The following is a 12,555-nucleotide window of genomic DNA, read 5'->3' as shown; positions in this document are numbered from 1 at the left end:
CGTTAAAATCTACACCACAGACTTGAGAGCCTAAGGTCGGATACGACGTCCGGACTGCGTTCAGAATAAACTGGCCGGTTTACTCTGAACAGGGGGAATAATACAAGGTCGGATAAGCGTAAGCGTCATCCGACACGATAACCGTCCAGGATGAATGACGCATACGCTTATCCATCCCTACGAAGGCTTCGGTAAATCGTTTACGGTTATTTGGTCAGGGCAACGATGCCCAGGGTCAAACCTGCCAGGGCCGCGGCACCTCCGGCAATGGCGCCTGCCGTTTCCCAGTTATCCTGAGTTGTCCCTTTCATGCAGGTGTTGGTGTGCACCAGACGGCCCTGGTCATCATAGACCGGCACACAGGGAGAGTTAGTCGCACAACCAGCCAGAAGTGTAGAGAGCAGCGCTGCTGCTATTAGCTTTTTCATTTTCATACCTCATTGATACCAATCCCGGAGCAGGGATGACTCTCGCTGGCGCAAGAAACTTGCACTGAGTCTTCACGAAATCCGCTACGGTGTGAATGTGCTTATTTTATCACCGCCATAACGCCGTCAGCAGCAGGCAATAATTGCAATTCGTGTACTACGTAAACAAAGTGGAGAAAAGGAGCCGGTCAGGGCGAACTATGGAGAGAAAATGGAGGAAAGGGGAATTGAGGTGATAAAAAAGGCGCATCCCCATGCCGAGTAGCGCCTTCTTAAACAACACTAACTGACTAGTATCAGTTCATGCCGTATTTTTTCAATTTTTTGCGCAGCGTACCACGGTTGATGCCCATCATCAGGGCAGCGCGGGTCTGGTTGCCACGGGTGTATTGCATCACCATGTCCAACAATGGTTGCTCTACTTCAGCCAGTACCAGCTCATACAGATCGTTTACATCTTGACCATTCAGTTGAGCAAAATAGTTCTTCAGTGCCTGTTTCACGGAGTCACGCAGGGGTTTTTGGGTAACCTGATCCTGAGAGTTAACGGTTGAAACGGTCAGTACGTCAGAATTTACGCGTTGTTCGAACATAGTTCTGTCAGCTCTTTATTTCTATTACGCAAAATTTTCGAAGTATGCCTCCAACGCCGCAAGCTGTTCGCCTGCATCTTCAATGGCGTTGAATGTGCGCCGAAACTGGTCATCTGGAGCGTGTTCCTGGAGATACCAGGATACGTGTTTGCGCGCAATTCGGTATCCCTTAACATGGCCATAAAAGTCATGAAGTTCCCGAATGTGAGCGCAAAGTAAGCGCTTTACCTCTGCCAGAGGCAGGGGAGCAAGCAACTCTCCAGTGTCCAGATAGTGCTGGATTTCCCGAAAGATCCAGGGTCTTCCCTGAGCTGCACGTCCTATCATCAGAGCATCTGCCCCTGTATAGTCGAGCACAGCTCTGGCTTTAAGCGGGTCAGTAATGTCACCATTCGCGATAATCGGAATGGAAACTTTCTGCTTAACTGCCCGAATGCTGTCGTACTCAGCGTTTCCCTGAAATAAACAGGCGCGGGTGCGTCCATGAATTGTCAGGGCCTGAATGCCACAGTCTTCAGCCAGTTGGGCAATCTCTACACAGTTACGGTGCGCCGTGTCCCAACCAGTGCGAATTTTTAACGTCACAGGAACATCCACCGCTTTCACTACCGTTGTCACGATCGACTTCACCAGACTCGGGTACTGCAGAAGGGCTGAACCTGCCAGTTTGCGATTCACTTTCTTTGCCGGGCATCCCATATTGATATCAATAATCTGGGCGCCATTAGCCACGTTAATGCGTGCGGCCTCTGCCATCTCTTCAGGATCGCTACCGGCGATTTGCACGGTGCGAATACCTGGTTCATCAACATGCACCATCCGTAAGCGGGACTTGTCGCTCGCCCAAACTTCTGGGTTGGAGGACATCATCTCGGAAACGGTTAGACCTGCTCCCATCTCGTAACACAACGTTCTGAATGGTCTGTCGGTAATGCCAGCCATAGGTGCTGCGATAAGGCAATTTCTGAGCTGGTGGTGTCCGATGCGCATGAGTTAAGAAATGACCATACTGTACCTGCAAGGCGGCGTATATTACGCATTTTTTACACGAGATGAAAGGACAAACTTTGAGCAATCCTCTGTTGTAGATCAATGAATCATTAAGCTTAAACGAATAAAAAAATTAATTTTCTTTTTTATCATTCGGTTATGACATATTGGTTAATTTGTGCTCTTTTGAATTTTGCTGGAAAATGGCAGCAATTAACCGCAATTTAAGGCTGGCAGACGAGATAAACTGCTGGTTTATTCGGCAGATTTAGTGTTTTTATGGGATGAGTGTCTCATTTTAAAGCGGGGGCATACCCCTATCCCCCCGTGATAATAAGAGCGCTGAAACGGGACGATGGTCCCGTTAAAAGAGCGGTTATTCGACGACTACGCGGCCGTGCAGGGGTTGAATCGGCCGATTATTATCGTGATGCATAACATCTGTGAATTGTTTCAACTGCTGTGCAGAAAGCGTGACAGGATGCTTCATCACTAACCAACGGACCCCCTCTGAACACGGCGGTGTCGTCAACGAGCCACTGAAGCGATAGTGGGTCAGATCGTCGGGCAGCAGTTTTACCACATCAATTTTCTGCTTAAGCGCTGTAGACTCTTCTGCTTTGGTCGGCATGGCCCCCCACAACTTTGTAAGCTCTGCATTGGCCGCGCCGGTTTCAAACATGACGGCCACCACCGCAATATCGCCCTCAGCGTTTTTATGCACCATGTGCATCTCCATGGCGTAATGTTTGCCATGCAGGGTGTTTTCACTTGGCGCATGAAAGTGGAATTGTTCCAGCTGGAAAGGAACATCGTCAATCATGACGCTATCTTTCGCATTTTCAGCGAAACTAACCTGAACGGTATGACCATTGTTGAGAATGGCTACAGGAGAGTCGATGTACGTGGCTTGCAGCGGATTAAGATGCGCTTTTAAGGTGGTATCGATATCGATCGGTGACTGATTCATCCCCTGTTTGCAGAGTTGATTACCTGCATCAATTTCGCTCCAGTGCTCAGGAGAGTCTTTTCCTTCATAGCTCCAGTGTGACGCCATAGCAAAAGCGGGCAGCAGCCCCACGAGCAGAAGGGTTGCCGTACGTAAACGCGTTTTCATATATTCATTCCCTGATTGATTCTGTGAATTACATTATTTAATTCAATGGATTAGCCATGAATATTGTAAGGCCAGAATTTATGGAGATGAAAGAGAATAAAGGGGGAATACTGATAAACCAGAAAGGAGCTAGCGTGGCACGAGGGCCACGCTATTAAGGCAGAAAGATTAGCGTTTAATCCCTGTAATACGGCACCACTCTTCTTTCTCCGCGACGGGATCAAGGGTGAATTTATCCGCATAGGCTTCACAGACGCCTTCCGCCTGGCTTGCCAGTACGCCGGACAGGCCCAGGAAGCCTCCCTGAACAGGCAGCACGCTGATTAACGGTGCCAGCTCGCGTAATGGGCCGGCAAGGATGTTGGCGACCACGACATCGGCGCTCATCGCCTCTGGCTGATCCTGCGGGAGATAAAGCTCGAGGCGCTCAGAGACGCCGTTACGCTGGGCGTTATCGCGGCTGGCCTGAATGGCCTGCGGGTCAATATCAATACCGATGGCTTTCGCCGCGCCCAGCTTCAGCGCAGCAATGGCAAGGATGCCGGATCCGCAGCCGAAATCGATGACCGTCTTGCCAGCCAGATCAAGCCCGTCGAGCCACTCAAGGCACAGTGAGGTGGTCGGGTGAGTACCGGTACCAAATGCCAGGCCAGGATCGAGCATGACGTTTACCGCATTCTCATCCGGGACATCACGCCAGCTTGGGCAGATCCACAGACGATTGCCAAAACGCATCGGGTGGAAGTTATCCATCCACTCGCGCTCCCAGTCTTTGTCTTCCAGCTGTTCGATTTTGTGAGGGAAGCCCTGACCCAGCAGCGGGTGATTTTCGAGGATAGCGACAACCTCTTTCATGTCGGCTTCTGCGTCAAACAGGCCTGTCACGTTGGTGTCGCCCCACAGGCGCGTTTCACCCGGCAGCGGTTCAAATACCGGTGTGTCGTGGGTGTCCTGAAACGTCACGGACACCGAGCCACTTTCAATCAGGGCATCGCCCAGCTCTTCAGCATTGGCACCGGTGGTATTTATCTTCAGTTGGATCCATGGCATAGCGAAACTCTTTATTTATCAGTAGTTGAAACAAGTGCTGGCGCGGGTACGCTGTGACCAAAGCGGTTACCGATCAAGAAGGCCAGCAAACTTAATAATAGTGAAGGAACGATAGGGTGGAAGCTAAATAGCTGGATGTTAAAACTTGCCAGCACGGCATACAGCACGCCGCCCACCATCATGGCGCTCAGGGCGCCAGCCGCATTTGCGCGCTCCCAGTACAGCCCCAGTACCAGCGGCCAAAGGAATACCGCTTCCAGCCCGCCGAACGCCAGCAGGTTGAGCCAGATGATCATCTCCGGCGGATGCCACGCTGCCAGCAGCAGCAACGCACCCAGGGTCAGGGTAATCACGGATGACATCAGCTTCAGGCGTTTCTCGTTGTGGATCTGCTCGGGCCTCATATTAAGGTAGAGATCTTTGACGATCGTCGCTGAGGACTGGAGCAACTGGGCATTGATGGTCGACATAATGGCGGCCATCGGAGCGGCGAGGAAGATCCCTGCGGCGACCGGTGGTAATACGGTGACCATCAGGGTCGGGATCACCAGATCAGGTACGTTCAGGTCAGGAAGAACGGCCCGGCCCAGCGCACCCGCCAGATGCATGCCAAACATCAAAATAGCCACTACGATGGTGCCGATAATAATGCCACGGTGAACGGCTTTGCTGTCTTTATAGGAGATGCAGCGCACGGCGGTGTGCGGCAGGCCAATCACGCCGAAGCAAACCAGAACCCAGAAAGAGGTCATAAACGCAGGCGACAGAATATTATCCGCACCCTGCGGAGAGACCAGTTTCGGGTCGATGTGCTGGAGCTTGTCTACCGCGCTATGCAGCCCACCTGCGGCATGAATCACGCCGATCAGCAGTAGGATAGTGCCGACGAGCATGACCAGCCCCTGCATCGCGTCGTTGAGTACGCTGGCCCGGAAGCCGCCAAATGCGGTGTACAACGCAATGCTGATGCCGAAAATTAACAGGCCGGTTTCGTAAGGGATGCCCGCAGCGGTTTCCAGCAGGCGAGCGCCGCCGATGAACTGCACGGTCATCGCGCCAACAAAGGCAACCAGCAGGCTCAGGCTTGCCAGCCAGACCAGCAGACGGCTTTGGTAACGGGCGTAGAGCATGTCGTTGAGCGTCACCGCATTGTAGCGGCGTGCCAGAATGGCAAACTTCTTCCCTAAAATGCCTAAAGACAGCCAGACCGCAGGCAGCTGGATCATCGCCAACAGAACCCAACCCAGACCATATTTATAGGCCGCTCCCGGCCCGCCGATAAACGAGCTGGCGCTGATATAAGTGGCGGTTAGGGTCATCGCCAGCACAAATCCGCCCATCGAGCGGCTGCCGAGGAAGTATTCATTAAGGAAATTGCCGGTGCTGCGGCGACGCATGGCGTAAACGGACAGGCCGAATACCACGAACAGATAAGCGACCAGCGGCAGGACGACCTCAAGCTGCATTGTCATCCTCCAGCGAAATATCACGGAAAATGAGTTTAACCATCATCCAGCACAGCACAATAAAGATCAGGGGCACCAATAAACAGGCCATCTCAAACCAGTGTGGCAGGCCTGTCGGGCCGATCTCATTACCAGGTAAGTAAGCAGCCACTAACCATGCTGCAAGGTAGGCCAGGGTCAGCCCAAGCGCCCAGCGCGCTTCTTTATTGGCCTGAACAAAACGCTTGTCCATTGTTGTCCCTTGAGTTCGTATAAAGCGGCGATTGTAACGCATCACCTGAATTGGGGAATTAAAAAGGAAAAGGCCGGATTATCCGGCCTTTTAAGCTGCGTGACGTAAAGAAACTTAGTCCTGAAGACCCAGCTTCTTCTCCAGATAGTGGATGTTAGTACCACCGTGCTGGAAATGTTCGTCGTTCATGATACGGGTCTGCAGCTCAACGTTGGTTTTGATACCGTCGATGATAAGCTCCGCCAGGGCGTTCTTCATACGAGAGATAGCCACTTCACGGGTTTCGCCGTAGCAGATCAGTTTTCCAATCATGGAATCGTAATACGGCGGTACGGTATAACCGGCGTAAATGTGTGATTCCCAACGCACGCCAAAACCACCTGGCGCATGGAAGCGGGTGATTTTGCCTGGGCTTGGCAGGAAGGTGTTCGGGTCTTCGGCGTTGATACGGCATTCCACCGCGTGGCCTTTAACGTGAACTTCATCCTGCTTGATGGACAGTGGCTGACCGGCAGCAATGCGCAGCTGTTCTTTAATCAGGTCAACGCCGGTGATCATTTCTGTTACCGGGTGCTCAACCTGAATACGGGTGTTCATCTCAATGAAGTAGAACTCGCCGTTTTCGAACAGGAACTCGAAGGTACCCGCCCCGCGATAGTTGATATCGACACAGGCTTTTGCGCAGCGCTCGCCGATGAACTTACGCAGCTCAGGCGTGATGCCCGGCGCTGGCGCTTCTTCGACAACTTTCTGGTGACGACGCTGCATCGAGCAGTCACGTTCTGCCAGATAGATTGCGTTACCCTGACCGTCTGCCAGTACCTGAATTTCGATATGACGTGGGTTCTCGAGGTACTTCTCCATATAGACCATGTCGTTGTTGAAAGCCGCTTTGGCTTCCGCACGGGTCATATTGATGGATTGTTCCAGTTCAGCGTCGTTACGCACTACGCGCATACCACGACCGCCGCCGCCGCCGGAGGCTTTGATAATAACCGGGTAGCCGATGCGTTTCGCATGGGCACGGTTTTTATCCATATCGCCATCCAGTGGGCCGTCAGAACCTGGCACGCAAGGTACGCCAGCTTTCTTCATCGCGTTGATCGCAGAGACTTTATCGCCCATCAGGCGAATAGTGTCGGCGCGCGGACCGATGAAGATAAAGCCTGAACGCTCAACCTGCTCGGCAAAGTTGGCGTTTTCAGACAGGAAGCCGTAGCCCGGGTGAATCGCCACTGCGCCGGTGATTTCTGCCGCAGAGATGATTGCCGGGATGTTCAGATAGCTTTTTACGGACGGAGCCGGGCCGATACAGACCGTCTCATCCGCCAGCAGTACGTGTTTTAAGTCGCGATCCGCGGTGGAGTGCACGGCGACAGTCTTGATGCCCAGTTCTTTACAGGCACGCAGAATACGCAGAGCGATCTCACCACGGTTAGCGATAACAATTTTATCCAGCATGTTCGCCTCGTTACTCGATGACGACCAGCGGCTCGTCAAATTCTACCGGTTGGCCGTTTTCAACCAGAATGGCTTTCACCACGCCTGATTTGTCAGCTTCGATCTGGTTCATCATTTTCATTGCTTCAACGATGCACAGAGTGTCGCCGGCGTTAACTTTCTGGCCAACTTCAATAAACGCCTTCGCATCCGGGCTTGGGGTACGGTAGAAAGTACCGACCATCGGGGAACGTACGATGTGACCACTGACTTCAGCAGCGGCTGGTGCTTCCATTGCCGGCGTAGCGGCAGGAGCAACAGCGTTAGACAGACCGGGTTGCGGCTGTGGCTGGTACATTGGCGCGGCAAAAGCTTGCTGCATCATCGGATAGCCCGCGTTTGGCGCGCTACGGCTGATGCGAACAGACTCTTCGCCTTCAGAAATTTCCAGTTCGGAGATGCCTGATTCTTCAACCAGCTCGATCAGTTTTTTAATCTTACGAATATCCATGAGTGGGTTCCGTACTCTTGTTAGATGGATTTTGACAGGCGTTTGACCGCCGTCTGTAGTGCATATGAATAACCGTCGGCGCCTAATCCGCAGATCACACCGACAGCTTTATCAGAAAGATACGAATGGTGGCGGAACGGTTCGCGCGCATGCACATTGCTGAGGTGGATCTCGATAAACGGGATACTCACCGCCAGCAGGGCATCACGCAGCGCAACGCTCGTATGCGTAAACGCGGCCGGATTAATCAGGATAAAGTCGACATTATCTTTCGCCTGATGAATTCGGTCGATTAGCGCATATTCCGCATTCGATTGCAGGTGGCTGAGCGACACATTGAGGGTTTTCGCTTCGTTCTCAAGCGCGTTAACAATCTGTGCCAGGGTCTGGTCGCCGTACTTATCCGGCTCGCGCGTACCCAGCATATTCAGATTAGGACCGTTCAAAAGCAAAATGTGATAATTACCCGACATTGTGCTGCCATCTCCCGCAATTTGTAGGCAATTTACAAAATATACCTAAGTTGCTCGGTTGTCACCTTCAGACCCTAAAAATGGTCTGTCAGAAAAACCAAAGTCGCACATTATAACGATTTCGTAGCATTTGGCAGCTAAATACTGGTCTTATCAGGGAAGATGATCAACCCCTGGTGCTTTGAACGCCCGTCAGGGCGTCTGTTTTGAGATAAACGGCAAAATTCTGGGGTTATCGCCACCACTGACGGAACTTCTTGTAGCGCAGGGCGAGGAGGATGAAGGCTCCCAGTGCATAAATCAAGGGTTGCGGAGAGAGAATCTTCACTGACCACAGGTAATGAATGGGGGCGAGAATGGCAACAAGATAGACGCAGTTATGAAGTTTCTGCCAGCGTTTACCGAGTTTTCGCTGTGCGCTTTGCGTCGATGTGACCGCAAGGGCAAGCAAAATAAACCAGCTGACGATGCCCAGCATCAGGTACGGACGGGTAATAAGTTCCTGGCCCAGAAGACCGATATTGTTAATCCCCAGTTCGAGCAGGGAATAGCTGGTCAAATGGATAGATGCCCAGACAAAGCACCACACGCCGAGCAGGCGACGAGTACGGATCAGCAGCGGTTGTTTCGCGTAGCGTGCAAGGGGGGCGATAAGCAGCGTGCCCAACAGTAATTTCAGCGCCATCCTGCCGGTAAAATGCTGAATATCTTTAGCCGGATCCGCACTGAGCAGCCCCTGGTTTGCCGCATAGAACAACCATACAAAGGGCAGAAACGCCGCAAGATGCAGCGCAACCTTCAGCCAGACGATTTGCTTTGCATTCAGACGCACTCAGAAATTCTCCTTCAGATTAAGTCCCCGATACAGCGAAGCAACCTGGTCGGCATAGCCATTGAACAACAACGTAGGCTGGCGCTTAACGTCCAGTATGCCGCCGGAGCCGATAAATCGTTCGGAGGCCTGCGACCAGCGAGGGTGGTCGACATGTGGATTCACATTGGCATAAAAGCCGTATTCGCCTGGCCCCGCCATATTCCACGTGGTTGGCGGGATCTCGCTGACGAGCTTAATACTGACGATAGACTTGATCCCTTTAAAGCCATATTTCCACGGTACGGTCAGGCGGACTGGTGCGCCATTCTGTGGTGGCAGAGCTTTGCCATAGACGCCTACTGTCAGCATGGTCAGAGGATGCATCGCTTCGTCGAGACGCAAACCTTCAACGTAGGGGTATTGCAGCCCACCGCCAATAAAGCGATCTTTCTGCCCGGGCATTTGCTCCGGATCGTAGAGCGTTTCAAAGGCGACGTACTTTGCTTTGCTATTGGGTTCAACAAGGGCCAGCAGCTTGCTGAGCGGGAAACCGATCCACGGCACGACCATAGACCAGGCCTCGACGCAGCGCATACGGTAAATGCGCTCTTCCAGTGGGAAACGTTTATAAAGGTCATCGAGATCCAGCGTTATTGGCTTTGCGACTTCGCCGCTAATTTTCAGCTGCCAGGGATCGGTTTTCAGACTGCCAGCATTGGCGGCCGGATCGGCTTTATCCAGTCCGAACTCATAAAAGTTGTTGTATCCTGTGACTTTGTCTTCAGGCGTCATAGGTAACTTTGCCTGCCATTGTGCGGGCTGGCTGAACTGAAGCGGTTTGCCTGATGGGGCTGGTGGGCGGTCGTTGCCTTTAAACCAGGACAGAATGTCGGCCTGCGCCGTTTGAGGAACGGAAAGGGCGGCAGCAGTGATCCCTAATGCCTTAAGAACCTGGCGACGTTTTAACATAAAAACAGATTCTGGCGTGACGTCGGCCTCGGTAAAACGGGTAACCTTTTTCATGACGATCTCCTGGAATGCTTTTAGTTCAGCATGCAGGAGAAGTGACCTTCTGGCGAATATCTCACAAAAAATTGAAATTTACGTCCGGGTCTGTTTGTTACGGCTGCTTACCGTTGGCAAAAAAAAGTTGCCGACTATACTCGTTTAATGACAACTTTTGCCCGTTTGCCGCAATAAATGGCGATATTTTGGATAACGGCATTTGCCAGCCTATGCCTTTTACTATGTAATGCCGCGTCAATACAGGCCCGGTTAAGGTGGCAATTTCTTCTGCAGACGGAGTTAACTCAAGGATGCGATTAACGACGAAACTTTCGGCATTTATGACCCTGCTAACTGGTTTAGCCATCTTTGTGACGCTAATCGGTTGCTCTCTTAGTTTCTTCAATGCGACACATGAAAAAGTGCATCAGCGCATGTTGGCGGTTGCCACTATTATTGATAGCGAACTGATCACCTCCTCTCCCGAAAAACTCTCAGCCCGCCTGAATGACGTGATGGTGCCGGTCGATATCAGTGAAATCAGTCTGAAAATGGGAGAAACGGTTGTTTACACCCAGGCGCTGGCAAAGAGCTATGAGCCGCAGTCAACGGACTATGGGGCGCAGCAAACGACAGTTAAACTGATGAAACACCCTGGTATGTCCGTCACGTTGACCTATCGCGATCCAGTTGCCAGTTATTATCACTCCTTGTTCACCACCGTACCGCTTTCCATCGCGATTGGACTGATGCTGATCGTCCTTTTCCTCGCCATGCGCTGGGTGAAAAATCAACTTGCTGGCCAGGAGCTGCTTGAAAACCGTGCAACGCGCATCCTGAATGGGGAGCGAAATGCTGATGTCAGAGGATCGGTTCTCGAATGGCCAGCGCGAGCAAGCAGCGCCATGGACATGCTGCTTTCTGATTTGCAAAATGCCAGCGAGCAGCGCAGCCGTATGGATACCTTAATCCGTGCCTTCGCGGCTCAGGATGGTAAAACGGGACTCAATAACCGCCTGTTTTTTGATAATCAGCTGGCGATGCTGCTGGAAGATCACGAGCAGGTTGGGGCGCATGGGGTGGTGATGATCATCCGCCTGCCAGATTTCGAAACGCTGCATGATACCTGGGGACATGCTGCCGTGGAGGAGTATCTCTTCACGCTGATTAATTTGCTGTCTACCTTTGTGATGCGTTATCCCGGCGCATTGCTGGCGCGCTATTTCCGCAGCGATTTTGCCGTCCTGCTGCCACATCGCACCTTAAAAGAAGCGGATAGTTTCGCCAGCCAGCTCTTAACCGCCGTAGATTCGCTGCCGCCGACTCGCATCCTTGACCGTAATGACATGCTGCACATTGGCATCTGCGCCTGGCGAAGTGGCCATACAAAAGAACAGGTTATGGAAAATGCGGAGGTCGCTACCCGCAATGCTTCTTTACAGGGAGCAAATAGCTGGTCGGTCTATGACGATAAATTACCGGAAAAAGGGCGCGGGAACGTTAAGTGGCGTACGCTAATTGAGCAATCCTTGCAGCGTGGCGGTCCGCGTTTCTACCACAAACCGGCGGTCACACGCAGCGGCAGCGTGCACCATCGTGAAATCATGTGCCGTATTTTTGACGGTAATGAAGAAGTCCTTTCGGCTGAATACATGCCGATGGTGAAGCAGTTCGGTCTGTTTGAGCAGTACGATCGTAAAATCATTACCCGGACGCTGCCATTGGTGGGTTTCTGGCCAGAAGAGACGCTCGCCATCCAGATCACTGTCGATGCATTAATCCGTGTTCCCTTCCAGCGCTGGTTACGGGATACGTTAATGCAATGTGAAAAATCACTGAGATCGCGAATTATTTTTGAACTTGCAGAGGCGGATGTGTGTCAACACATCAGCCGCTTACAACCGGTGATACGATTAATCAAGGCCTTGGGCTCGCGTATCGCGATTGTTCAGGCCGGTTTAACTGTTGTCAGTACAAGTTACATCAAAGATCTGAATGCAGAACTGATTAAGCTGCATCCAGGTCTTGTCCTAAATATTGAAAAACGGACGGAGAACCAGCTTTTTGTACAGAGTCTGGTAGAGGCCTGCCACGGCACGCAAACTCAGGTCTTTGCCACTGGAGTAAGGACGCGAGGGGAGTGGCAGACACTGATCGAAAAAGGTGTCAGCGGCGCTCAGGGGGAATTTTTTGCCGCCTCAGCCCCGCTGGACAGCAACGTGAAAAAATATTCACAAAGATACTCGGTTTAACCTGCCGTTTATCAAGTTTTCCACGTAGAATAACGCGCGCTGCATCTCAAGGGGGCAAATATGCCTGCCGGCCAGAATATCGCAGCATGCAAGGTAACGGTTTGCTACTTTGCACTGTTCGTTTAACCTACAGCATCTGTTCACTTCCTCTACGGACGGCGAATCGATGTGTCGTAAATGTAAC

Annotated in this window: 13 protein-coding genes; 1 reads left to right on the top strand and 12 read right to left on the bottom strand. The window is 51.9% G+C overall.

Annotated elements, in window-relative coordinates; genetic code table 11:
- Positions 1 to 206: 206 nt before the first annotated feature.
- The 12 genes from HYQ67_RS19075 to msrP form a co-directional block, all read right to left on the bottom strand.
- Positions 207 to 428 (bottom strand): hypothetical protein, encoded by a 222-nt coding sequence (locus tag HYQ67_RS19075; protein ID WP_202306212.1) that lies wholly within the window; start codon positions 426 to 428, stop codon positions 207 to 209.
- 296 nt (positions 429 to 724) lie between these two features.
- Positions 725 to 1,021 carry a DNA-binding transcriptional regulator Fis gene (fis, locus tag HYQ67_RS19070; protein ID WP_000462905.1) on the bottom strand — a complete coding sequence of 99 codons (297 nt, stop codon included), beginning with the start codon at positions 1,019 to 1,021 and terminating at the stop codon, positions 725 to 727.
- Positions 1,022 to 1,045: 24 nt separating this feature from the next.
- Positions 1,046 to 2,011: a tRNA dihydrouridine synthase DusB gene (gene dusB / locus HYQ67_RS19065; protein WP_202306210.1), complete on the bottom strand. Its 966-nt coding sequence runs from the start codon at positions 2,009 to 2,011 to the stop codon at positions 1,046 to 1,048.
- 376 nt (positions 2,012 to 2,387) lie between these two features.
- Complete coding sequence (locus tag HYQ67_RS19060; RefSeq protein ID WP_202306208.1) at positions 2,388 to 3,128, bottom strand: carbonic anhydrase; 741 nt, start codon at positions 3,126 to 3,128, stop codon at positions 2,388 to 2,390.
- A gap of 168 nt (positions 3,129 to 3,296) precedes the next feature.
- A complete protein-coding gene (gene prmA, locus HYQ67_RS19055) occupies positions 3,297 to 4,178 on the bottom strand; it encodes a 50S ribosomal protein L11 methyltransferase (RefSeq protein ID WP_202306206.1) in 882 nt (293 codons plus the stop codon).
- An 11-nt stretch (positions 4,179 to 4,189) separates the two neighbouring features.
- Positions 4,190 to 5,644, bottom strand: coding sequence for a sodium/pantothenate symporter (gene panF / locus HYQ67_RS19050; protein WP_202306204.1), 1,455 nt, complete (start codon positions 5,642 to 5,644; stop codon positions 4,190 to 4,192).
- Entirely contained in the window at positions 5,634 to 5,876 is a 243-nt protein-coding gene (locus HYQ67_RS19045; RefSeq protein ID WP_202306202.1) for a YhdT family protein, read from the bottom strand. Before HYQ67_RS19045 ends, panF begins: the two co-directional genes overlap by 11 nt.
- Positions 5,877 to 5,990: 114 nt before the next feature.
- Entirely contained in the window at positions 5,991 to 7,337 is a 1,347-nt protein-coding gene (gene accC / locus HYQ67_RS19040; protein WP_202306200.1) for an acetyl-CoA carboxylase biotin carboxylase subunit, read from the bottom strand.
- 10 nt (positions 7,338 to 7,347) lie between these two features.
- Complete coding sequence (gene accB, locus HYQ67_RS19035; RefSeq protein WP_202306198.1) at positions 7,348 to 7,827, bottom strand: acetyl-CoA carboxylase biotin carboxyl carrier protein; 480 nt, start codon at positions 7,825 to 7,827, stop codon at positions 7,348 to 7,350.
- A 20-nt stretch (positions 7,828 to 7,847) separates the two neighbouring features.
- A complete protein-coding gene (gene aroQ, locus HYQ67_RS19030) occupies positions 7,848 to 8,300 on the bottom strand; it encodes a type II 3-dehydroquinate dehydratase (protein WP_202306197.1) in 453 nt (150 codons plus the stop codon).
- 232 nt (positions 8,301 to 8,532) lie between these two features.
- Positions 8,533 to 9,132: a protein-methionine-sulfoxide reductase heme-binding subunit MsrQ gene (gene msrQ / locus HYQ67_RS19025; protein WP_202306196.1), complete on the bottom strand. Its 600-nt coding sequence runs from the start codon at positions 9,130 to 9,132 to the stop codon at positions 8,533 to 8,535.
- Positions 9,133 to 10,137: a protein-methionine-sulfoxide reductase catalytic subunit MsrP gene (gene msrP / locus HYQ67_RS19020; protein ID WP_202306195.1), complete on the bottom strand. Its 1,005-nt coding sequence runs from the start codon at positions 10,135 to 10,137 to the stop codon at positions 9,133 to 9,135.
- A 293-nt stretch (positions 10,138 to 10,430) separates the two neighbouring features.
- On the opposite strand from msrP, the gene csrD reads away from it, so the two are divergent.
- On the top strand, positions 10,431 to 12,371 hold the full coding sequence (csrD, locus tag HYQ67_RS19015; RefSeq protein WP_202306192.1) for an RNase E specificity factor CsrD: 1,941 nt from the start codon (positions 10,431 to 10,433) through the stop codon (positions 12,369 to 12,371).
- The last annotated feature ends 184 nt before the right edge of the window (positions 12,372 to 12,555 follow it).

The sequence above is a fragment of the Dryocola clanedunensis subsp. sulfonylureivorans genome (assembly GCF_016756775.1).
GTDB classification, from domain to species: domain Bacteria; phylum Pseudomonadota; class Gammaproteobacteria; order Enterobacterales; family Enterobacteriaceae; genus Dryocola; species Dryocola clanedunensis.
This window is presented reverse-complemented; position numbering and strand designations above follow the sequence as displayed.